The organism is Bacillus sp. LB7 (assembly GCF_030449715.1).
Classification (GTDB): Bacteria; Bacillota; Bacilli; order Bacillales; family Bacillaceae; genus Bacillus; species Bacillus paralicheniformis.
Genome location: NZ_JASGCA010000004.1, coordinates 10,973 through 31,771 on the forward strand (window position 1 = coordinate 10,973; position 20,799 = coordinate 31,771).

A 20,799-nucleotide genomic window follows, 5' to 3' on the forward strand; every position below is an offset into this window, starting at 1 on the left:
CCGAACACCCCAAGCTCTAATTCTTAGGGCTATCTTTACGAGACAAGCCCTTATTTAAGCATATGCACGGCGTTTACAAACATGTCACCACGTTCTTCAAATGTTTTATACTGATCCCAGCTTGCGCAGGCCGGGGACAGAAGAATGACATCTCCTTCGTCTGACAGGCTGAACGCCGCAGTTGCCGCTTGTTCAACATTATCGACACGTTTAACCTGTTGTATTCCCATTTCTTCGGCCAGCTTCTCAAACTTTGGCGCGGTCTCGCCGAATGTGATCACCGCTTTGACAAAAGACATATGCGGCTTTAGTTCATCGAATTCATTTCCGCGGTCAAGCCCCCCTGCCAGCAAAATGACCGGCTTTTGAAAGGCGGACAGCGCTTTTTTCGTCGCAAGAATGTTTGTCGCTTTGCTGTCATTGTAAAACAGTCTGTTTTTGATCGTCGCGACGTACTGCATCCTGTGCTTTACACCGGTAAAGCTCGTCAGCACCTTGCGGACGGCCTCATCGGAGACGCCTGCGGTTTTAACGATGCAAAGGGCCGCCAAAATGTTCTCCAAATTGTGCTCTCCCGGCAAAACGACGTCTTCAAGCGGCATGACCGGTTCGCCATTAAACATAATCACGCCGTCTTTCACGCACGCTCCGCGCTCAAGAGTCCTGCGGACCGAAAAATACACCTTCTCCGCTTTTGAACACTCGGCGAGCCGGACGACTGTCTCATCGTCCAAATTAACAACGGCAACGTCTGTTTCCGATTGATTTCGATAGACCTGCTGTTTGGCAAGCTCATAATTTTGGCGCGAATGGTGATAATCGAGATGGGCATCAAATACGTTTAATAACAATCCGATTTTCGGTCTGAATTGATAAGTCCCCATGAGCTGAAAACTCGACAGCTCTGTCACGATCCATTCGTCTCCCCTGGCCTGATTGGCCATTTCGCTTGCCGCCGTGCCGATATTACCAGCAACGAGCGCTTTTTTCGAATCGGCTTTCAGCATTTCATAAACAAGCGTTGTCGTTGTCGTCTTTCCGTTTGAACCGGTAATGCCGATGAACGGAGCATCTGTCAGATGATAGGCAAGTTCAACCTCCGTCCAGACCGGTATGCCCCGCTTCAGCGCTTCCTCGACCATCACGTTTTCATAGCGGATGCCAGGATTTTTAATCAGAATGTCGATCGAATGAAGATCAAAAAGTTCCGTCGGGTGAGAGCCGCAGACGACTTTCACCCCTTTTTCCGCGAGAATCCGCGCAGGTTCATTTTCCTCAAAAGGCAGCTGGTCATTCACGACAACCTTTACGCCTTTCTCATGAAGGATCGAAGCGGCAGCATATCCGCTTTTCGCCAGCCCCAGTACGAGCACATTTTGATTTTGCAATAAATCTTGAGTATCCACTTATAACCACACCTCGATGTAAATTCCTAAGACGGCTAGCAGAAGCCCCGCTGTCCAAAAAGTGACGACAACTCTCCACTCAGACCATCCGACAAGTTCGTAATGATGGTGAAGAGGGCTCATTTTGAAAATTCGTTTGCCGGTCGTTTTAAATGAAATCACCTGCAAAATGACGGACAGTGTTTCAATGACGAATACGCCGCCGATGATGACAAGCAGGATTTCCAATTTCGTTAAAATCGCGATCGTCACAATTGCGCCGCCGAGGGCAAGCGATCCTGTATCTCCCATAAAGACTTTCGCGGGGTGCGCGTTAAACACGAGAAATCCTAACACCGCTCCGACAACGGCAACCGCGAAAATGGCGACATCGTATTGCGACTGGTTCCACGCCAAAATCGCAAACGCACCGAACGCGATGGCAGCGGTACCCGACAACAGACCGTCAAGCCCGTCAGTCAGGTTGACGGCATTTGAACCGCCGACAAGCATAAAGATGACGAGCACCGGATAAATCCAGCCGAAATCAAAAGACAGCTCTGTTCCCGGAATGCGGATGTCAGTCGGCAGCCCTCGGAAGTGGTAGACGGCATAGAATACCAGAGCAATCACGATTTGGCCGATCAGTTTTTGTTTGGATGTGAGTCCAAGGTTACGCTTCATCACAACTTTAATATAATCATCCAGAAAGCCGAGCAGACCGTATCCAACCGTAACAAACAAGAGAAGGATCATGTTCATGCTGACTTCGGAAAATTTCATCGTCATGGCTATCGTCGTCGCGATAATCGACAATATGATCATGACGCCGCCCATCGTCGGCGTTCCCGATTTTTTTTGATGGGATTTCGGACCTTCCTCACGGATGCTCTGCCCGAATTTCAGCCTTCTTAAAAACGGAATGAAAATCGGAGATAAAAGAACGCTGATTAAAAAGCCCATGATAATGGTAAATAAAATTACTTGTTCGAGCATCGTTCTTCTCTCCTTTCCGCGTGGTATAAGTAGCAGCATACGCATTTATCATATTCACTGTTTTTTTTCATATGTTGATTTATTTCATCCATCATTTCAACAACTCTTTCCTGTAGTTCTTTTTCGATTATTTCAGCTCAAGAATGGCTCTTTTGGCAACCTCAGCGTCATCAAAATCAAAGGTTTGACCGCCGATCTGCTGGTAGGTTTCATGGCCTTTGCCTGCGATCAGGACGACATCGCCTTTTTTGGCGTTTGCAATGGCAAAAAAGATCGCCTGCTCGCGGTTGACGATGCTGTGATAGTATGCCCCTTTTACGCCTTCCTCCATATCGTTTAAAATGGCGAGTGGGTTTTCGCTTCTCGGGTTATCGGCTGTAAAGACCGGTTCATCGGCAAGGTCAACAGCGATCTTCGCCATTTTCGGACGCTTCGTCTTATCGCGGTCTCCTCCGCAGCCGACGACGACAAACAGCTTTCCTTCCGTTAAGCCTCTGCACGTGTTCAGGACATTTTCGAGGCTGTCAGGGGTATGTGCATAGTCGACGATCACCGGAAAGTCCTGGCCGGCGTCCACAAGCTCAAATCTTCCTCTGACGCCTTTCAGCCCTTCAATTCCTTCTGTAATCGTGGCAAACGGGATATCCGCTGCAATCGCGATCGCGGCGGCCGTTAAAACATTGTAGACGTTAAAGAGGCCGACAAGCGGAATCGTCACTTGGGCAGTACCTTTTGGGGTCACCAAATCAAAGGTTGTCCCTTTCGGAGCCATTTTGATATTTTCAGCCTTGACATCGGCATCGTTTTGAATTCCGTATGTCAAAAGGTGTGCTGATGTCACTTGGGCGAAATACGCTGAAGCAGGGTCATCCGCATTCAGCACGGCCCACTTCGGTTTATCGTGGTTAAAAGATCCGCCGAGCTGAGAGAAAAGCAGACTTTTCGCATGTTTATATTCTTCCATTGTCCGGTGGTAGTCAAGGTGGTCCTGAGTCAGGTTCGTAAATGCGGCGATATCGTAATCACACCCGTGGACCCGGCCCATGTGGAGAGCGTGTGAAGACACTTCCATGACGGCTGTATCCACATCCTGATCAACCATTTTCCTAAACGTTTTTTGAAGTGTGACGCTTTCCGGCGTCGTATTTTTCGCATCGAACGTTTCGTCATGGATTTTCGTGTACATCGTGCCGATCAGTCCTGTGCGGCTCCCGGCTTTTCTAAAGATCTCCTCCACCATGTGAGAAGTCGATGTCTTGCCGTTTGTGCCTGTAATGCCGATCAGCATCAGCTGCTTCGTCGGCTGGCCGTAAAAGGCGTCCGACAGCACGGCAAGCGCCCTCTTCGTATGACGGACGATGATCACCGGCACATCGGCGTCCACTTCCCTTTCCGCCACGATGGCGGCAGCCCCTTTTTCAGCGGCTTGCCGGGCGTAGTCATGCCCGTCGACTGTATAGCCTTTTATACAAACAAAAAGACTCCCTGTCTTGACTTCCCTGGAGTCCATCTCAATTGAAGTTATATCAGGGTCTTCTTGGCCGGCATAGGAAGGTGCATTTTTTAAATATGTAAGAAGCTTTGTTAATTTCATCGTATCAAACCTCTCAAGTCTAGTCATTCTTCATTCGTTGTCATATGTTTCTGCATTGATTCGCTGCACGGGCTTCGTGCAGGCATACAGTTCATATTTTAGCGTAAAAAAGAGGATACATCCAGCTAATCCTTTAAAATCGATATATTTTTTAGGAGGAACGGCCCCCGGTCATCAGCCGGCTGCCGCTCCTTATCATGATCCGAATTAATCAGAGGCTCCGCCTTCGCTGTCAAGGTAAATGCGAATGGTCGATCCTTCTTTTACTTTTTCACCCGGTTTAGGGGACTGCTGAACGACGACATCGCCTTCTCCGGAAGCTTTCAGCCTGAGGTTGAGCAGCAATGGTTCAAGCTCTGTCACCGAAAGCCCTATAAGGTTCGGGACCTCGATCAGCTTTTTGTCCAGCCATTGATATTCGCGTTCAATCTGATCTTTCCGCTTCTTAACGCCAAGCTGCGGAAGGCTGTCTCTCATGATGTTTCCAACGATCGGCGCTGCAACCGTACCCCCGAATTGAATCGTGCCTTTCGGGTTGTCGACGGCGACGTAGACGACGATGCTCGGATCATCTGAAGGAGCCGTTCCGATAAACGAGACGATGTGGTTGTTTTTTAAATATTTCCCGTCCTTTACTTTTTGCGCCGTACCGGTTTTGCCGCCCACACGGTAGCCGTCGACAAAAGCGTTCCGCCCCGTCCCCTGGGCGACAACGCTCTCCAGCGCGTAACGGATCTGTTTGGATGCTTCTTCAGAAATCACTTTTCTTTTGGCGATCGGCGTCTGTTTTTTCACTGTTTGTTTTGTTACGGGATCAATCCATTCTTTAGCAAGATACGGCGTATACAGCGTTCCGCCGTTGACAGCTGCAGAAACAGCTGCGACCTGCTGGATCGGTGTCACCGATACCCCCTGGCCGAAAGCGGTTGTCGCCTGCTCTACAGGACCGACCCGGTCAAGCGGGAATAAGATGCCCGTTCCTTCGCCTTGCAGATCGATCCCGGTTTTTTGTCCGAAACCGAAATTTTTAATGTAGCTGAACAGTTTTTCTTTGCCAAGCCGCTGACCAAGCTCCACAAATCCCGGGTTGCACGAATTTTGGACGACTTCAAGAAACGATTGTGCGCCGTGTCCGCCGCGCTTCCAGCATTTCAGCCTTGCGCCGTCCACTTCAACGGAACCCTTATCATAGAAGTGATCTTTTTGGAGGTTGACTTTGTTCTCCTCCAAAGCTGCGGCAAGCGTGATGATTTTAAAAGTCGAACCGGGCTCATATGTGCTCCATACAGGCAAATTCCGATTATAGACTTTAGGATCGATTGATTTGTAGTTTGCGGGATCAAAGTCCGGCCGGCTGACCATCGCCAGTATCTCCCCATTTTTCGGGTTCATCGCAACACCGACCATTCCGTCCGGATTATACTTCGCTTCTGCGATATCAAACTCCCGCTCCATGATCGTCTGTACCTTTGAATCGATCGTCAGCTTCATATCAAGCCCGTCTTTGGGCGGTGTATAGTCATCCGCCTCACCCGGCATCCTCTTGCCTTTCGCATCAGAATAAAATTTCACATAGCCCTTTTCACCTTTCAACTCTTCGTCATAAAAAGCTTCAAGGCCGAGCAGACCCTGGTTGTCAATGCCCGCGAATCCGAGCACATGGGACAGATAGCTGCCGAACGGATAATGGCGGATCGAATCTTCTGCAATGTATACGCCTTTCAAGTTGAGATCTCTGACTTCTTTTGCTTTCTCGTGGGAAATTTTCCGGCCCTCGGGATTGATCCTTTCAATCGACGTTTTTTTCGTGACATGTTTGTACGCTTTTTCTTCCGACATATTCAACACACTGGCCAGCAGTTTGCTCGTTTTGATCGGATTTTCAACCTGCTTCGGAACAACCAAAACCGATGGCGCGCTTTGGTTTGTCGCCAGCTTGACGCCGTTCCTGTCCAATATTTCGCCCCTTTCCGGCTCAAAAGGAAGGTTCCGGCTCCACGAATCTTTTGCTAATGTCGTCAGTTTATCCCCCAGAACGAACTGAACGTATCCGAGCCTTGTATCAATAATCAAAAAGATGATCACACCAAAAAGCAGAACGAATATTAAACGTTTTCTGACCGTTACATTGGAAACGCGCAAGAGACCGTTCACTCCTTATTTAGGCTTGTTTCATTTTATGCCTTGGAGCGTTTTGATAGAACGGCCCTTATTTTTATATGTTCAGGAGGCGGCCGCGCCCAAACGGAAGGCTATCGACTCTGAGCCGATAGCCTTTTAGACGGGATCTATTCGTTTTTCAGTCTGACTTTTACGACCGAGTTGGCTTTTAATTCTTTGCCTGCTTTTACATTTTGGCTTTTCACATAACCCTGGCCGCTCGTTTCGATATGAATGCCGGCCATGGCGCCGAAGCGGAGGGCGTCACGCTTTGACCAGCCCGTCATATCAGGCAGTGTGATTTTCCCGTCGGCCTTCAGGAAGACCCGCTGGTTCGGCAGGACGGCTTCTCCTGCTTTCGGGTACTGTTCTTTCACAGCCAAGCCATCGCCGATCGTAACCGGAACAAGGCTGCTGTTTTGCGCCTCTTTTTCGGCGGATTCAGCTCGTTTGCCGGTGAAATCAGGCATTTCCAGCTGTTTTTCTTCCTGCTTGTCTTCTTTTTTGGTCTCTTTCGGTGTGATATTTAAATAGTGAAGACTGTTTTTCATCACCGGATTGAAAATTTTTGATACCGGAGCAGAGCCTGTTTCCGTAGCCTTTAATTGCGGCTGCTGTACGGCTACATAAACGAGAAGCTGCGGATCGTCCTTCGGCGCCATGCCCATGAAGGAGAACACGTAGTCTTCGCGGCCGGTCAAATATCTGCCGTCTTCTCCGGTCATTTGCGCCGTACCGGTTTTTCCGGCGACATCAAATCCTTCGATTTTGTACGGCTTCCCAGTTCCTTTATCAGATGTGACGACTTTTCCCAACAGGTCGCGCACTTCTTTTGCCGTTTTGGCAGAGATCGGCTGGCCGACTTTTTCCGGTTTATTTTGATAAATCGTTTTGTTTTTGTCAGAATCAACGACATGATCGATGACATAAGGCTTCATCATTTTTCCGTTATTCGCGATCGCCGTCGCGGCCTGAAGCTGCTGGATCGGTGTGACCGCTGAACTTTGACCAAAGGCAGTTGTTACTTTATCACGCAAATATTCAAAATTGATTTTGCTGTTCGCTTCCCCGGGCAGGTCGATGCCCGTTTTGTCGTAAAAATGGAACTTCCGCAAATATTGATTGAAGCGGTCTGTGCCGAGTTTATCGTTGGCAAGGATCGCAAACGCGACGTTTGAGGAGCGTTCAACACCTTCATTAAATGTGATCGGGCCCCAGCCGTTGCCGCCATTATGATCTTTAATCGGCTTATCTTTTTTAGAAACCGAATAAGATCCAGACTTGTATTTCTCTCCTCCATTATATACGCCTTCTTGGATGGCCGCCGCCAATGTGAAGATCTTCATCGTCGAGCCCGGCTCAAAGCTGTAGGAGACTAGGTCGTTGTAATAGTTCGTGACATCGCGCACGTTCGGGTTGAAGCTCGGCCTTTGCCCCATCGCGAGCACTTTGCCCGTTTTCGGATCAACAACCGCCGCCATAATCTTCTTCGGCTTGTATTCTTTTTGGACGGTCGTCATGCTGTCTTCCAAAAACGCCTGGATTTTTTGATCGATCGTCAAATACACGTTGTCTCCGTTGTTTGGCGCTTTAATACTTTCATTGCTGTTCGGCAGGCGCCAGCCCGTTCTGTCGGTATCGTACGTCATGTATCCGTCCGTTTCTTTCAAATAATCGTTCAGCGTTTTTTCAAGGCCCATCATACCTTGCATTTCACCTGTTTTTGCATTGATCTGCGAATAGCCGATGAGGTTGGAAGCGAAGATTCCGTTTGGATAGTAGCGCTTCGTGTCGCGGGTGAACACGATGCCAGGAAGCTTCAGCTTTTCGATTTTTTCTTTTTGGGCGTATGTCAAATCCCGCCCCGCCGATCCGAATTCAACCTGAAACGCTCCTTTTTTATTGAGAATATCGAGCACTTTCCCCTCATCCATGCCGAGAATCGGCGCAAGCTTTTCAGCCGTCAGCTGCTTGTCTTTCACGTATTGAGGTTCCATCTTTTCGCTCATAATCGCGACAAGCTTATATGTCGAAGTGTCTTCGGCAAGCACTTTTCCGTTCCGGTCAAGGATCGATCCCCGGTGGGCTTCGATCGTCCGCTTTTTCTCATACTGTTCGTTCGCCTTCTGTGCAAGCACTTCCCCGTTCACTTTCCCCGTCGCTTGAATAAACGCAAATCGTCCTACGATAACAAAGAAAAAGAGGGCAAAACAAATACTGAGTATTGCCGCTCCTCTGTTCATGAATTTATTTTTTTTCGGCATTGTGCATCATTCCTGTATGTCTTTCACTTTTTTATCACCTAATTTAAGGCCTTTTTTCCGGGCGATGTCCATGATACGGTCCGGCTCTTTCAGCATATCGGCTTCTTTTTCGAGGTCATCAACTCTGCTGCTTTCCGTTTCAACCTTCTTTTCGAGCTTTTGAATTTCAATATTGGTCTGATACGCGGCGAAAGCCTTTGAAATCATAAATAGTGAAGCGCTGAGTACAGCCAGGGCAAAAAGCACAATCAGTACCTTTTCCCCAAGCGTGATCGATGCTCTTCTCCGGATGATAACGGATTGTTCTGCACTGTTTGTCTGTCGTTGCTGTTTTTCTACTTTATAAGCCAAATTGCTCATAGACTGATGACCTCCTTTTAATTCGTACAGCTCACTCTCGTGCTTTTTCCGCGATGCGCAGCTTCGCTGAGCGCGCACGGTTATTGTGTTCAAGCTCCTCTTCGGAAGCTGTGATCGGCTTTCTGTTGACTAATTTTAATTTCGGTTCAAACTCCTTGGGGATCACGGGCAGTCCGTGAGGCAGTTCAGGAGGCGATGACATCTCTTTAAATGTCGATTTGCAGATCCGGTCTTCCAGCGAGTGGAATGTGATGACCGATACCCTTCCGCCCGGCTTCAGCACCTCAATCGCCTGCAAAAGCGCTTCTTCAAACACTCTCAATTCATCGTTTACCGCAATTCGAATCGCCTGGAAGATCCGTTTGGCCGGATGCCCGCCGCTTCTTCTTGCCGGTGCGGGAATCGCCTCTTTGATGATATCGACAAGCTGGCCTGTTGTTTCAATAGACGATTGTTCTCTTGCTTTTTCGATTTTCCTGGCGATTTGCTTGCTGAACTTCTCTTCTCCGTATTTAAAGAAGATTTTCACGAGATCCTCATAAGGCCATTCATTGACGACTTCCTTTGCCGAAAGGCCCGCCGACTGGTCCATTCGCATATCAAGAGGTGCATCATGATGATAGCTGAAGCCCCTTTCAGGTGTATCCAGCTGAGGAGATGAGACGCCTAAATCAAATAAAACACCGTCCACTTTCGTGATGCCGATTTCGTTTAGACGGTCTTTTAAATACCGAAAATTGCTTTTTATGAAAACGACTTGTCCTTCATAATCCGCCAGTTTTTCCTTCGCATGGCGGAGTGCGGTTTCATCCTGGTCAAAAGCGACCAGCTTTCCTTTTTCAGACAGCTGCGAAAGCAAATATTCGCTGTGACCGGCACCGCCTAATGTACAGTCTACATATGTACCGTCTTCTTTTACATTTAAACCGTCAACTGTTTCTTTTAATAATACTGTTGTATGCTCAAACATTTCTTTACTAGTCCCACCTTTATTCAAATGAACTGATTGCAGAAGCGCCGCATGCGCAAAGATTCATTATATATCAAATCCGATCATGTTTTCAGCTATTTCGGCAAATGAATCTTCCTGCTCTTCTACGTATTGTTCCCAAATCTCTTTGCTCCACAATTCAATTCGATTTGAAACTCCGATGACCACGCATTCCTTCTCAAGCTTTGCATAATTTAAAAGCGGCGATGCAATGTTGATCCGGCCCTGCTTGTCCAATTCGCATTCGGTGGCTCCGGAGAAAAAAAAGCGGGTAAAAGCGCGTGCATCTTTCTTCGTAAGAGGAAGGGCCTTCAGTTTTTCTTCGATGAGTTTCCATTCGGACATCGGGTAGCCAAACAGGCACTGATCAAGCCCGCGCGTCAAAACGAACTGCTCGCCGAGGCCTTCTCTGAATTTCGCCGGAACGATCATGCGGCCTTTTGAATCAATCGTATGCTGGTATTCACCCATAAACATGATCTCGGCCCCCACTTTCGTTCCTCAACTCACCACTATCCACCACTTCTCTCCACAAATTTATTTTACACTGTTTTAGAACAAAAAAAAACCCTGAACTACTCAGGGTTTTTTAAAAAATTATTTCAAAGTTTGACAACTTGATGCATGTTTTGAAATGAATATGGCAAATCCTTGTATTTTTCCAAGAAATTCGGACCGTATTTGTTCAAATAATACATGATGTTCCAAATTCTCTCCTGCGGAGCGTCTAATGGCTTGATGCTCGTTTGAATTTTGTCAAAATCACGCAGAATGTAGTTTTCTCTTTCTTCAATTCTTTTGATGACCGTTTTCTCCAGAAACTCGAGCTGATCTTGAATGAAGCCCGCGTTCTTTTCTAAAAGGGGGCCGAGGCTCCCGTCGATTTCGAGGGCTTCCGCGCGCACCGCGGAATGGATGTTTTCGATTTTTTCTTTCGCCTGTTTGACCGAATCGGTAAAACCGCTCGGAACCTTATCTTCAAAATACTGTTCTTTTTTGGCGCGCGCTCCCTTTTCAATCGATTCGCGGAGTTCGATCCCCCGTTCGCCCAGCTTTTTTTCGATGTGCCGTTCAAGGAATGTAACCTGAAGCCTCGGTACTACAGGCGGCATTTTATAGCCCATAACCTGAAAAGCGCCTTTTAGCTCGCCCCAATAATTGATCTCTCCGGGACCGGCGATGAACGCCAATGTCGGAAGAAGGTATTCCTGCATGAGCGGCCTTGTTACGACATTATTACTGAACGCCTCCGGCTTTTGGCAGATCAAATCGCAAAGCTCTGCTTCAGACCACTGAAGATGAAGCTCTTTTATAAAAAACGCGCCGTTTTCTTTTTCGATTAAAAAGCGCTCGCCGTCATGCTCATAAAAAAGGTTCGCATGCTGTGCGGCTCCTTCGATAATCGGTGTGTAGCCCAGTTGTTGCATGAATTCCTGCTGCCGTTTGACAGAATCGGTCAGCTCGTCGTTTCTGTTCAGCAGCTGCCGGAAAAAACGCGCTTCAAGGGCTCTGATGCCCGGGTCGCCGGAATTCAGAAGGATCAGGCCGTCTTGTGCAAACATGCCGGCAACAAGATATTCGAAAAAATCGGTGAAGGAAAGAGACTGCCTTAAACATCGGCGCAAATGGCCGAGAAGATCATTCGTATACTCCGTTTCTTCAAATGAGGCAAAAATCCCGTCCAGCCACTTTTCAGCTTTTTCGGCATCGAGCGCCGTTTTTGACGCCTGGCTTTTTTTCCAGTGGGACCGCGGGAGCTTGTGCTTTTTCACCTTGCCGCCGTCAGAAATGTGGACGTGATTGATTTCTTCCAGATCGTGGTCTTCCCCCGCAACCCAGAATACCGGAATGACCGGAACGTTCAGCTCTTGTTCTTTTTGCTTTGCAAATACAAGGATCGATACGATTTTATGTATAGTGTAAAGAGGCCCCGTTAAAAGGCCGGCCTGCTGCCCTCCGACAACGACGACGCTTTTCGGATCGCGAAGCCGTTCGATTGTTTCATTCATGCTTGCCGATTGAAATTTGCTGTGATAGTCGAGCAAATAGTCTGCTAAAGCATCGCGGTCATACGTCCGGGAGGAAAGGTCATCCAAACGGACACTCCAACTTTCATTGCTCAGGCCGTAATCAAAAAACGGCTCTATCTCCTTTTTTCCATTTATATAGTCTCGAACAAAAGGGTTTTGACTTTGTATGGAAAGTTCAGTAAGCTGCATCTTTAGAACTTCCTTTCTCCAGTAAATAGTTAGCTTTCCGAAACGAGTATAGCACGTTCCGTGATTCGGTCAAAAGATTTAGCTCCATTCGTTTTCAAGCGCCTTGATGCTGCGATATAAAAAGGTAAGGTGCGGAGCAGACTCCCCTGACTCTTTTGCCCGCTTCAGCAGATAGCCCATGATCGCATCGGCTTCCGTTTTTCTTCCGGCCAGCACATCGGCAAGCATCGAAGACGTGTTGCTTTTTGTCCGGCGGCAGACGGAAAGAACATGGTCCCACGCTGCTTGGCGGTCTTCAAGTTCCAAAATCCGGCTCGCTTCTTCAAAGACGAGCTTCATATAGTCCGCATACATCGGCTCTTCAAGCAGTGCGCCGTTTTCCACCCGCAAAAGAGCCGTCAGCGGATTGATGCACGCATTGACAATCAATTTTCCGGCGAGGGTCTTATACCAGTCTTCGCACCAAATAAAAGGGAACGCTTCATGAACCGAAGCGAGCTCTTTTTTCAGACGGGCGGCGGAGGGGCTTCGGAATGCGCTCCATTTTACGGCCCCTTTTCCCGTGTGCCGGAATGTGCGGTCATCCACCCTGACTGCTCCGTGCTCCACAGATCCCGTATAAATGCGGTGGCCTGTCTGCCATTTTTCAAGCACGGGAATATGGGCCATTCCATTTTGCAGGAACATGATATCAAGAGGAGCTGCCTGTTCCAGTTCCGGCAGAACACCTCCGAGCTGGTGCTCCTTTACGGCAACAAAAAGAAGGTCGCAGTCCGAATCAAGTTCAGTCCTTCCGCTGACGTTCGCGATCATCTCTTGTTCGTCTTCAAGAAGGCGGATTCCCTTTTCTTCAATCGCTTCAGCCTGTTCCTTTCTCCGCGCGATCACCGTCACTTCATGGCCGAATGAAAAATAGTATGCAAAAAGGAGGCCGACCGAGCCTCCTCCGATGACTCCGATTCTCACATTCTCACACCCTGATTTTTTTCATATACTGTATATCATAGCAGAAATTTTCGCCGTTGACTTGTAAGTTGTTTCAAATATTCAGAACCATTTCGCTTCATTATATTAGAAAATTTTTATCATTTGGATTTTTTGAAAAAAGCGTTTACAATATAAGTAGACCACAAACAAGGGGGTAACATAATGGTCAAAGTCGAACGTTTGCTGATCAACTACAAAACGCTTGAAGAATTTAAAAAGTTCAGGGAGTACGGCATTCAAGAGCTTTCCATGCTGGAGGACCTTGAAAGCAACATGATTGAAAACGACAGCAATTCACCTTTTTACGGCATCTATTACGGGGATCGGCTCGTTGCAAGAATGAGCCTGTATAAAGCGGATGGAAAAACCAACCAATACTTTGAAGAAGGCCAAGATTACCTCGAGCTCTGGAAGCTTGAAGTTTTGCCGGGGTATCAGCGCAACGGCTACGGTACGATGCTGGTGGAGTTCGCCAAATCATTCGGACTCCCGATTCGCACAAGCCCGCGCGTCAAATCATCCGATTTTTGGAGCAAGATGGGCTTTACACCGGTTAAATACGATATGGCCCGGGATAAAGGGGAAAATCCGCTCGTTTGGCATCCTGCGAGCGAACCAAATCAAAGTTCTGAATCAGCATAAATGAAAAAAGCCGGCCGAAAGCAAATGGCCGGTTTTCATTTTTCAAGCGTCTCGAGATTTTCATTCGACTCCGGCTGGCGCTTCACCTTTTTGTTTCGTTCGCCTTCCTGAAGCACGACCATTTTCCTGGCTCTCTCCATGATTTCAATCAAGGCTTTATAGTCCTCTTCCGTCAATTCAAGCCGTTTTTTCAGCGATTGATTTTCGCTTCGCAGCTTTTCAACTTCTTGTTTCAGCTCATTGATTTCTTCAGCGAGCTTTTTCTTCTCATCTATAAAGTCTTTTTGAACCGGGGCTTCTTTCAGCTTTTCAAGGTATTGAATGACATCATCGAGCGTCAGATTTTCCGTATTGCTCCCGGAAACCGTTTTGACAGATCCAGGAAGGTTTGCGGAATGGATGCCGATTTTTTTGCGCAGCTCTTTGCGCTGCTTTTTTGCCAGTTCAATGCCTGATTGGTATTGCTTTCTGACAAAGGAATTCCAGCGGAATCCGCAGGCAGCGGCCGTTCTGCTTAAAGCCTTGCCCACTTCTTCAAAGGCCGAAAGCTGTGTGCCGCCTTCCCGAATGTGCCTTAAAACAACCTCAGCCAGCAATATATCTTCATCCTGTGTCCATGCATCCTGTCTTGTAATCGTCAAATGTTATCCCCCTCCATGACTTTATGAATTTACCTCATACATATGCGGCTGATAGAGTAGATAGACTATTTTCTTTACAGGAAATAAAAGGATGAAGGGAATAAAAAAACACAAGACCTGAAGTCTTGTGTTTTCATTGTTGACGATTAGTTGCTTTTTACGTCTTTTCCTTTGTATGATCCACATGCTTTGCAGACGCGGTGTGAAAGTTTCATCTCACCGCAGTTTGGGCATTCTACCATACCAGGCACTTGCAATTTAAAGTGTGTACGACGAAGTCTTTTTTTCGTTTTAGAAGTTCTTCTAAAAGGTACAGCCATTATTCCCACCTCCTTAAAGAGCGTTAAGATTCATCATCTTGTTTTAAGAGCTTCTCGAGTCCGGCAAGTCTCGGATCGATCCGGTCTTTCCGGTCATCTTCTGTAATGACCTGCCAATCCTTGCCCTCCTGCGGAGCACCTTCTTCTTTTTGAACAGACTCACAAAAGATTTGCATAGGGATCTCAAGAAGGATTTCTTCTTTCACGACCGGAGTCAAGTCGATAAGGTCATCCTCAACAACATGGACGTCTTCATCTTCCAATTCCTCGGTCTTATGAAATATAAACAGTTCTTTTGTAGAAATACTGAATGGATACCGAACATCAACAAGCGTTCTTGAGCAAGGCAAGATCATCTCGCCTGAAATGGTAAAATCAAATGCAGCCTGCTTTGAGCGGATTTCCGCGCGCCCTTTCACCCGCACCGGTGAAATGCTGCGTATTTCCGAGCTTTGAGAGAGTTCGCTTAAATCAACGGTTTCATCAAATTCAAAGTCTTTCTTCGGCATTTGATTCAACTGATGTATCGTCCATTTCATTGTATCACCTCTAAGTGAGCAACAAACATGATTATAGCTTTCATCATGTTTTTTGTCAATATTTTTTCTTTACAGATATGCGCCTGCGCTTTTCATTCGTTGACATTGTGAACAACAATTCATACACTTAGAAAAAATGCTGTTTTCGCTAGGCGTCTGGACATTCCATGTGTAAATGTATCATAACTATTTCAAGAGATGCAAGAGAGGTGAAAAAATGAAAGCGGTCGGCCTTGTTGTGGAATACAACCCTTTTCATAACGGACATTTATATCATATAAAGGAAGCAAAATCGGAAACCCGGAGCGAGGTGGCGGTTGCCGTTATGAGCGGCTCCTTTTTGCAGCGCGGCGAACCGGCCATCGTCTCAAAGTGGGCGCGAACGAAGATGGCGCTCGCATCATTTGCCGATGTCGTCGTTGAACTTCCTTACATATTCGCTGTCCAAAAAGCGGAAACGTTTGCTGAAGGCGCCGTCTCGATTTTAAATGAATTAGGGTGTGCTTCTTTGTTTTTCGGAAGCGAGCACGGCGATATTGAGGCGTTTCTCAATACAGCCGCACATACGATAGAGCATGAAGACGAGCTCAACGAAGAAGCAAAAAAACAAATAGCTTTTGGGCTGAGCTACCCGCAAGCGATGGCAAATGCGTTCCGGGCTGTAACCGGAGACGGCAGAAACATTGTTGACCTTTCAAAGCCGAACAACATACTCGGATTCCATTATGTGAAAGCCATCGTGCAAAAGCAATTGAGCATGAAGCCTGAAACCGTCAAGCGCCGATCCTCGGGCTATCACGATTCGGCCTTCCCGGAAACGGACCGAATCGCAAGCGCCACAAGCATACGCAAATCGATCTTTGAAACGGGAAGCCTCGCGAACAGCCGCTTCTACCTTCCGAAGCCATCGATCGACGAGCTTAATGAATACGCCCGGATTTTCGGCATGTGGCACTCGCCGGAAGATTATTTCCCCTTTTTGAAATACAGCCTCCATACAATGGATACAGAAGAGCTGAAAGGGATTTATGAAGTGGAAGAAGGACTTGAGCACCGCGCCAAAAAAGCGATCCGAAAAGCAGGCTCATTTAAGGAATACATGGAGCTTTTGAAAACGAAGCGCTATACGTGGACAAGGCTGCAACGCATGAACACCCACATCCTCACAAAAACGAAGAAAGCCGACGTCAAGCGCATGTTAAACGAACCGCATCCGGCATACATCAGACTTCTCGGCATGACAAAAAAAGGGCAGGCCTATTTAGCCGAAAAGAAAAAAAGCTTGAGCGTACCCCTTATTACAAAGACGGGATCTTTTTCCCACCCTTCCCTTCAGCTCGACATAAAAGCGGGCCAAGTATACAGCGCCCCGCTCAAAGAGCCGGAGCGGACGATGCTGACGGAGCAGGAATATTCCCTTTCGCCGATCAGGTATGACGAAGACAGCCGGATATTTTTGCGCAAATAAAACCGCCTGATGTTGTCCATCAGGCGGTTTTTACTTTATCTTCTAAATAATGAATCGCATCATCCATCGTGTCGACAGGGACGATTTTCATATCGGTTTTAATATCTTTTGCCGTTTTGACCGCTTCTTCGTAGTTTGATCCTTTTTTTCCGCCTTCGTTCGGAGCAAAAAAGATGTCGGCTCCCGCCTTGTCTGCGGCAACGACTTTCTGACTGATGCCGCCGATCGGACCGACTTTGCCTTCGTCATCAATCGTTCCGGTTCCAGCAATATGGTGTCCTTTCGTCTCGTCTTCTTTTGTCAGCTGGTTATAGATCTCCATTGACATCATCAGCCCTGCCGAAGGACCGCCGATGTTTTCAATGTCCATATCGACCTCCGGCTTCACCTTGACATTGCGGTCTGTGATGAGGGATACGCCAAGCCCGGCTCTCTTCGGATCTTCTTTAAATGTTTTCAGCTTCATCTCATATGTTTTTTCTTCTTTATCCCGTTCAACTACAATTTTCACGCGGTCTCCGGCTTTTTTTGATTCGATGTAGCGGACGAAGCTCTCCGCTGAGCGGAACGTTTTTCCGTCCGCTTTTTTAATTTTGTCTCCGACTTGTATTTTTCCTTCTGCAGGCATGCCGCTGACGACCGTCATGGCATATACGCCGTTAAACGTGTAGCTGACTTCTTTTCCGGCCCGCTTATAAGCGGCGATCATCGCATTTTCCTGGGAATCTCTCATCATTTGCAGCTGGCGCTTCATATATTCCTGATCAGATTCGCCTTCTTGTTTGAAATTTTCTTCCGGAAGAATTTCGTGGTAAGGGCGCATTTTTGCCCACATGTATGTAAGCGGATTTGCAGGGCCGACTTTAACTGTCATTAAAGAAAAGCTCCCTTTTTCAGGATAGCCGTTATCGACTTTAATTAAAGGTTTCAGCTCAGTCGCTTCGCCGGGTTCTGTGATGTAATAAGGCAGCTTCACAAATGACAGCGCGGCCGTGATGATAACGATCAGTAATGCGATGCGTATAATTCTTTTTTTCAGCATGAATATGTAACCCTCCATCTTTATTTTCACCGGCTCACATCTTCGGTCCGGTTCCAAATTTTCAGCCTGCATGAATTCACAGATGTATGAAATACCTTCTATTGATGCTTATCAAGGGGAAGGGCTTCTGGGAGTTTAAAGCAGCTTCCGGTTCATTTGTATCACCGATCTGCAATCTGGTGGTCTAAAATGAGGACCAGCCTTCGTATAATGATAAAGAAGTTTCACGGAGAAGGCTTCCGCACAAATCGGGCAAGCTTTTCGTTTATTTTATCATGATCCTGTTTCCAATGTGTATTCACAGCCGCAAAGGGGGTTAGAAATGGACATGTCAAAGGTAAAGACACTCATGATTGCCGTTTTGCTGCTTTCGTTTACAGCCGCTGTCATCACCCATCCGCAAGAATCATTTAACGCATCTAAAAGTGGACTTGCCATGTGGTGGGAGGTCGTTTTCCCTTCCCTTTTGCCTTTTTTTATTTTATCAGAGCTCTTGATCGGGTTTGGTGTCGTCAAGTTTGTCGGGCTGCTGCTCGAACCTTTTATGAGACCGGTGTTCCGCGTCCCCGGCGTCGGAGGGTTCGTGCTCGCGATGGGAATGGCGTCAGGAAACCCGGCCGGCGCAAAACTGACTTCAAGGCTGAGACAGGAGCGGCAGATTTCCCGGGTCGAAGCAGAGCGGCTCGCTTCGTTCACCAACTCATCTAACCCGCTGTTTATTTTCGGAGCCGTTGCGGTCGGCTTTTTCCATAATCCTTCTCTCGGCGTCGTACTTGCAGCAGCCCATTATTTGGGCAATTTCGCAGTCGGATTGACGATGCGTACTTACGGACGAAAAGAAGAAAAACGCACCGCTGTGCGAAAGAAGCTTCCTTTGCCTTCCATTAAAGATGCCTTAAAAGCGCTCCATCAGGCAAGACTTGAAGAAAAGCGGCCGCTCGGCAAACTTTTGAGCGATGCTGTCATCTCTTCCGTCCAAACGCTGTTAATGGTGGGCGGCTTCATCATTCTTTTTTCGGTTTTTAATAACATTCTTTCTGTGATGCACATCACCGACATTCTTTCGCACGCCACACGAATGGTTTTGACTGCTCTTCAATTGCCAGGTGATTTTGATAAACCGTTATTATCGGGATTGTTTGAGATTACACTCGGCAGCAAACTGGTCAGCGCCACGGATGCGGCGCTTCTCCAGCAAGCGGTGATCGTCAGCTTTATTTTGGGTTTCAGCGGCTTCTGCGTTCAGGCGCAGGTTGCAGGCATTCTTGCTGAAACCGATATTCGCTTTAAGCCGTTTTTTATCGCCCGCATCCTCCAGGGAATTTATGCAGCGATCTTTGTTCTTATTCTTTGGAAGCCTCTTTATACATCGTTTTATTCCCCGACGGAGCCGGCCTTCTCCTTTCTGACGGCCGGGAAAACGGAATCTTTCTTTCTGCAGATGTGGAACGCGTTGGCAGAGATCGGTCCGCTCCTTACGATCGGCACCCTTCTCATCTACAGCATTCTTTATGCCAAATCTTACGCCCCTGCTAAAAAATGAGCAGCCGGTTACGGCCGCTCATTTTTTGCAAACTTTTTTTCAAGTGCAGCCTCGACCGCTTCCGGCACGAGTTCTGCGACTGAACCTTTATATTTTGCCACTTCTTTGACAATGCTTGAACTGAGGAATGAGTATTGGTTATTCGTCATCATAAAAAACGTTTCAATATTTTCATCGAGCACTTTGTTCATCGAGGTTCCCTGCATCTCGTATTCAAAGTCAGATACCGCTCTAAGCCCCCGCAGGATGACGTTCGCCTGCTTGCTCTTTGCATAATCAATCAATAGCCCCCGGAAAGATTCCACTTGCACATTCGGGATATCCTTCGTCACTTCTCGAAGCAGCCCGCAGCGTTCTTCCACCGTAAACAGCGGCTTTTTCGAAGAATTGTTCAAGACGCATACATACACTTTGTCAAACACTTTCGCCCCGCGCCTGATGATATCCAAATGTCCAAAAGTCACCGGATCAAAACTTCCGGGACAAACGGCAATACTAGCCATCCCCATTCCCTCTCTTTCTGTATATGGTCACGCCTGTTAAGCCGTATATTTCCTGACGGGCAAGCTGAAGTCCGCCCGCCTCGGCCGGAAGCATAACTTCCTTCCCATGCTCAGCTAAAATAAACCCTCTGTCAGTCAGCATATCCGCTTCATCAATCTTCGATAAAAGCGCTTCCAGCTTTTGTTCTCGATATGGCGGGTCCAAAAAGACAGCGTCAAAGCTTGCGCCCCTTTTCACCAGCGCATGGAGAGCCCGTTCAGCGTCATTCCTGTACACCTCGGCGCGTTTTTCCAAGCCCAGTGTTTTCAAATTCCCTTTTACGGTTTGAATCGCTTTAAAATCACGGTCGACAAAAATGAAGCGGTCAAACCCCCGCGACAGCGCTTCAATGCCCAATCCGCCGCTTCCCGCGTACAGATCAAGACCCGTGCCGCCCTCAAAATACGGGCCGACCATATTAAAGATGGATTCCTTTACTTTATCAGTCGTCGGCCTTGTCGACGTGCCGGGAACCGCTTTTATGGCACGTCCCTTATACGTCCCAGAAATCACTCTCATACTTCCACCACTTTTTCTTAAAACTCGAAAAAAATCATTCCTATCTTATCATAAAGTGTTTTCTGGCACAAACACCCAAAGTACAAATTCATATGTATAGCAAAAAGGCACAGTGGTGATAATAATAGCAACAGCATCGATTGATGTTGTTGCCAACCGCGGAGAAGACTTACGTTTCCCCATAAGTTCTTCCTCCGGTTTCTCCTCTCCCTTTGCCTTCTCCTTAATTTTTAAGGAATAGAAGGACCCCGCAGAGGTATTTCTGCGGGGATTTTTTTAAAATAAACCAAGTTAGAGCCCGGCTTTATAGTCGTATTCTTTCGCTTTATCCTGCTTGGATTCAAACTCCATTTTCAAGAACGGTTTGTATGAAAGATCCACCTGTTTGACAAAAGAGTACGAACGTATTTTAGCGATGATTCTTTCGGCATCTTCCATATTGCAATAAACCACTACATATTTCAGCCGCTTTGAAACGTAATGAACATTTCCGAATTTCCTGAGCATTTTCGCCTGCTTCAAGGAGTGCAGCCAAACGATTAAGCCTTGACGCCTGATTTCCAAATTGTTCACCTGCCTGTCGCTC

General features: G+C 47.3%; 21 protein-coding genes. 3 read left to right on the plus strand and 18 right to left on the minus strand.

Features of this window, described 5'->3' with window-relative positions; genetic code table 11:
• Positions 1-50 precede the first annotated feature (50 nt).
• From murD to QMZ64_RS06635, 10 genes are all read right to left on the minus strand, one after another.
• Positions 51-1,406, minus strand: coding sequence for a UDP-N-acetylmuramoyl-L-alanine--D-glutamate ligase (murD, locus tag QMZ64_RS06590; protein WP_265627110.1), 1,356 nt, complete (start codon positions 1,404-1,406; stop codon positions 51-53).
• Complete coding sequence (mraY, locus tag QMZ64_RS06595; protein WP_265627111.1) at positions 1,407-2,381, minus strand: phospho-N-acetylmuramoyl-pentapeptide-transferase; 975 nt, start codon at positions 2,379-2,381, stop codon at positions 1,407-1,409. It lies immediately after the preceding gene.
• Positions 2,382-2,508: 127 nt separating this feature from the next.
• Entirely contained in the window at positions 2,509-3,975 is a 1,467-nt protein-coding gene (locus tag QMZ64_RS06600) for a UDP-N-acetylmuramoyl-L-alanyl-D-glutamate--2,6-diaminopimelate ligase (protein WP_265627112.1), read from the minus strand.
• 207 nt (positions 3,976-4,182) lie between these two features.
• On the minus strand, positions 4,183-6,117 hold the full coding sequence (locus QMZ64_RS06605) for a stage V sporulation protein D (RefSeq protein ID WP_265627113.1): 1,935 nt from the start codon (positions 6,115-6,117) through the stop codon (positions 4,183-4,185).
• Positions 6,118-6,263: 146 nt separating this feature from the next.
• Positions 6,264-8,399: a penicillin-binding protein gene (locus tag QMZ64_RS06610; RefSeq protein ID WP_265627114.1), complete on the minus strand. Its 2,136-nt coding sequence runs from the start codon at positions 8,397-8,399 to the stop codon at positions 6,264-6,266.
• Between the two features lie 6 nt (positions 8,400-8,405).
• Positions 8,406-8,759: a cell division protein FtsL gene (gene ftsL / locus QMZ64_RS06615; RefSeq protein WP_043927563.1), complete on the minus strand. Its 354-nt coding sequence runs from the start codon at positions 8,757-8,759 to the stop codon at positions 8,406-8,408.
• A 31-nt stretch (positions 8,760-8,790) separates the two neighbouring features.
• Positions 8,791-9,729: a 16S rRNA (cytosine(1402)-N(4))-methyltransferase RsmH gene (gene rsmH, locus QMZ64_RS06620; protein WP_243940176.1), complete on the minus strand. Its 939-nt coding sequence runs from the start codon at positions 9,727-9,729 to the stop codon at positions 8,791-8,793.
• A gap of 66 nt (positions 9,730-9,795) precedes the next feature.
• Positions 9,796-10,227 (minus strand): division/cell wall cluster transcriptional repressor MraZ, encoded by a 432-nt coding sequence (gene mraZ / locus QMZ64_RS06625; protein ID WP_009328555.1) that lies wholly within the window; start codon positions 10,225-10,227, stop codon positions 9,796-9,798.
• A 125-nt stretch (positions 10,228-10,352) separates the two neighbouring features.
• Positions 10,353-11,969 (minus strand): bacillithiol biosynthesis cysteine-adding enzyme BshC, encoded by a 1,617-nt coding sequence (gene bshC / locus QMZ64_RS06630; RefSeq protein WP_265627115.1) that lies wholly within the window; start codon positions 11,967-11,969, stop codon positions 10,353-10,355.
• A 78-nt stretch (positions 11,970-12,047) separates the two neighbouring features.
• A complete protein-coding gene (locus QMZ64_RS06635; RefSeq protein ID WP_265627116.1) occupies positions 12,048-12,935 on the minus strand; it encodes a 2-dehydropantoate 2-reductase in 888 nt (295 codons plus the stop codon).
• A 183-nt stretch (positions 12,936-13,118) separates the two neighbouring features.
• Here QMZ64_RS06635 and QMZ64_RS06640 point away from each other — a divergent pair, with 183 nt between their 5' ends.
• Positions 13,119-13,598, plus strand: coding sequence for an N-acetyltransferase (locus tag QMZ64_RS06640; protein ID WP_020451291.1), 480 nt, complete (start codon positions 13,119-13,121; stop codon positions 13,596-13,598).
• 35 nt (positions 13,599-13,633) lie between these two features.
• On the opposite strand, the gene gerR is transcribed toward QMZ64_RS06640, so the two are convergent.
• The 3 genes from gerR to QMZ64_RS06655 all read right to left on the minus strand — a co-directional run bounded on the left by gerR (position 13,634) and on the right by QMZ64_RS06655 (position 15,098).
• Positions 13,634-14,239 (minus strand): sporulation-specific transcriptional regulator GerR, encoded by a 606-nt coding sequence (gerR, locus tag QMZ64_RS06645; protein ID WP_265627117.1) that lies wholly within the window; start codon positions 14,237-14,239, stop codon positions 13,634-13,636.
• Positions 14,240-14,385: 146 nt separating this feature from the next.
• On the minus strand, positions 14,386-14,559 hold the full coding sequence (gene rpmF, locus QMZ64_RS06650) for a 50S ribosomal protein L32 (RefSeq protein ID WP_003181522.1): 174 nt from the start codon (positions 14,557-14,559) through the stop codon (positions 14,386-14,388).
• A gap of 23 nt (positions 14,560-14,582) precedes the next feature.
• Complete coding sequence (locus QMZ64_RS06655) at positions 14,583-15,098, minus strand: YceD family protein (protein WP_075752976.1); 516 nt, start codon at positions 15,096-15,098, stop codon at positions 14,583-14,585.
• A 217-nt stretch (positions 15,099-15,315) separates the two neighbouring features.
• Here QMZ64_RS06655 and QMZ64_RS06660 point away from each other — a divergent pair, with 217 nt between their 5' ends.
• Positions 15,316-16,566: a nucleotidyltransferase gene (locus QMZ64_RS06660; RefSeq protein ID WP_265627118.1), complete on the plus strand. Its 1,251-nt coding sequence runs from the start codon at positions 15,316-15,318 to the stop codon at positions 16,564-16,566.
• Between the two features lie 19 nt (positions 16,567-16,585).
• Here the strand turns inward: QMZ64_RS06660 and QMZ64_RS06665 are convergent, their stop codons facing one another.
• Complete coding sequence (locus QMZ64_RS06665; protein WP_243940166.1) at positions 16,586-17,608, minus strand: SepM family pheromone-processing serine protease; 1,023 nt, start codon at positions 17,606-17,608, stop codon at positions 16,586-16,588.
• Positions 17,609-17,930: 322 nt separating this feature from the next.
• On the opposite strand from QMZ64_RS06665, the gene ylbJ reads away from it, so the two are divergent.
• Positions 17,931-19,151 (plus strand): sporulation integral membrane protein YlbJ, encoded by a 1,221-nt coding sequence (gene ylbJ, locus QMZ64_RS06670; RefSeq protein WP_243940164.1) that lies wholly within the window; start codon positions 17,931-17,933, stop codon positions 19,149-19,151.
• An 8-nt stretch (positions 19,152-19,159) separates the two neighbouring features.
• Here ylbJ and coaD read toward each other — a convergent pair whose 3' ends face one another.
• The 4 genes from coaD to QMZ64_RS06690 all read right to left on the minus strand — a co-directional run bounded on the left by coaD (position 19,160) and on the right by QMZ64_RS06690 (position 20,777).
• Positions 19,160-19,654 (minus strand): pantetheine-phosphate adenylyltransferase, encoded by a 495-nt coding sequence (gene coaD / locus QMZ64_RS06675; RefSeq protein ID WP_165426920.1) that lies wholly within the window; start codon positions 19,652-19,654, stop codon positions 19,160-19,162.
• Complete coding sequence (gene rsmD / locus QMZ64_RS06680; RefSeq protein ID WP_265627119.1) at positions 19,647-20,213, minus strand: 16S rRNA (guanine(966)-N(2))-methyltransferase RsmD; 567 nt, start codon at positions 20,211-20,213, stop codon at positions 19,647-19,649. Before rsmD ends, coaD begins: the two co-directional genes overlap by 8 nt.
• A gap of 48 nt (positions 20,214-20,261) precedes the next feature.
• Positions 20,262-20,396, minus strand: coding sequence for a hypothetical protein (locus tag QMZ64_RS06685; RefSeq protein ID WP_265627120.1), 135 nt, complete (start codon positions 20,394-20,396; stop codon positions 20,262-20,264).
• Positions 20,397-20,504: 108 nt separating this feature from the next.
• Positions 20,505-20,777 carry a YlbG family protein gene (locus QMZ64_RS06690; RefSeq protein ID WP_009328559.1) on the minus strand — a complete coding sequence of 91 codons (273 nt, stop codon included), beginning with the start codon at positions 20,775-20,777 and terminating at the stop codon, positions 20,505-20,507.
• Positions 20,778-20,799: the final 22 nt, after the last annotated feature.

Bases quoted from the DNA above. Each gene is read 5' to 3' on its own strand.
- QMZ64_RS06600 (WP_265627112.1), bottom strand. From the start codon at position 3,975: ATGAAATTAACAAAGCTTCTTACATATTTAAAAAATGCACCTTCCTAT.
- QMZ64_RS06640 (WP_020451291.1), top strand. From the start codon at position 13,119: ATGGTCAAAGTCGAACGTTTGCTGATCAACTACAAAACGCTTGAAGAA.
- bshC (WP_265627115.1), bottom strand. From the start codon at position 11,969: ATGCAGCTTACTGAACTTTCCATACAAAGTCAAAACCCTTTTGTTCGA.
- QMZ64_RS06665 (WP_243940166.1), bottom strand. From the start codon at position 17,608: ATGCTGAAAAAAAGAATTATACGCATCGCATTACTGATCGTTATCATC.
- mraY (WP_265627111.1), bottom strand. From the start codon at position 2,381: ATGCTCGAACAAGTAATTTTATTTACCATTATCATGGGCTTTTTAATC.
- rsmH (WP_243940176.1), bottom strand. From the start codon at position 9,729: ATGTTTGAGCATACAACAGTATTATTAAAAGAAACAGTTGACGGTTTA.
- QMZ64_RS06610 (WP_265627114.1), bottom strand. From the start codon at position 8,399: ATGCCGAAAAAAAATAAATTCATGAACAGAGGAGCGGCAATACTCAGT.
- QMZ64_RS06660 (WP_265627118.1), top strand. From the start codon at position 15,316: ATGAAAGCGGTCGGCCTTGTTGTGGAATACAACCCTTTTCATAACGGA.
- ylbJ (WP_243940164.1), top strand. From the start codon at position 17,931: ATGGACATGTCAAAGGTAAAGACACTCATGATTGCCGTTTTGCTGCTT.
- rsmD (WP_265627119.1), bottom strand. From the start codon at position 20,213: ATGAGAGTGATTTCTGGGACGTATAAGGGACGTGCCATAAAAGCGGTT.
- ftsL (WP_043927563.1), bottom strand. From the start codon at position 8,759: ATGAGCAATTTGGCTTATAAAGTAGAAAAACAGCAACGACAGACAAAC.
- rpmF (WP_003181522.1), bottom strand. From the start codon at position 14,559: ATGGCTGTACCTTTTAGAAGAACTTCTAAAACGAAAAAAAGACTTCGT.
- mraZ (WP_009328555.1), bottom strand. From the start codon at position 10,227: ATGTTTATGGGTGAATACCAGCATACGATTGATTCAAAAGGCCGCATG.
- QMZ64_RS06685 (WP_265627120.1), bottom strand. From the start codon at position 20,396: ATGGGGAAACGTAAGTCTTCTCCGCGGTTGGCAACAACATCAATCGAT.
- QMZ64_RS06655 (WP_075752976.1), bottom strand. From the start codon at position 15,098: ATGAAATGGACGATACATCAGTTGAATCAAATGCCGAAGAAAGACTTT.
- coaD (WP_165426920.1), bottom strand. From the start codon at position 19,654: ATGGCTAGTATTGCCGTTTGTCCCGGAAGTTTTGATCCGGTGACTTTT.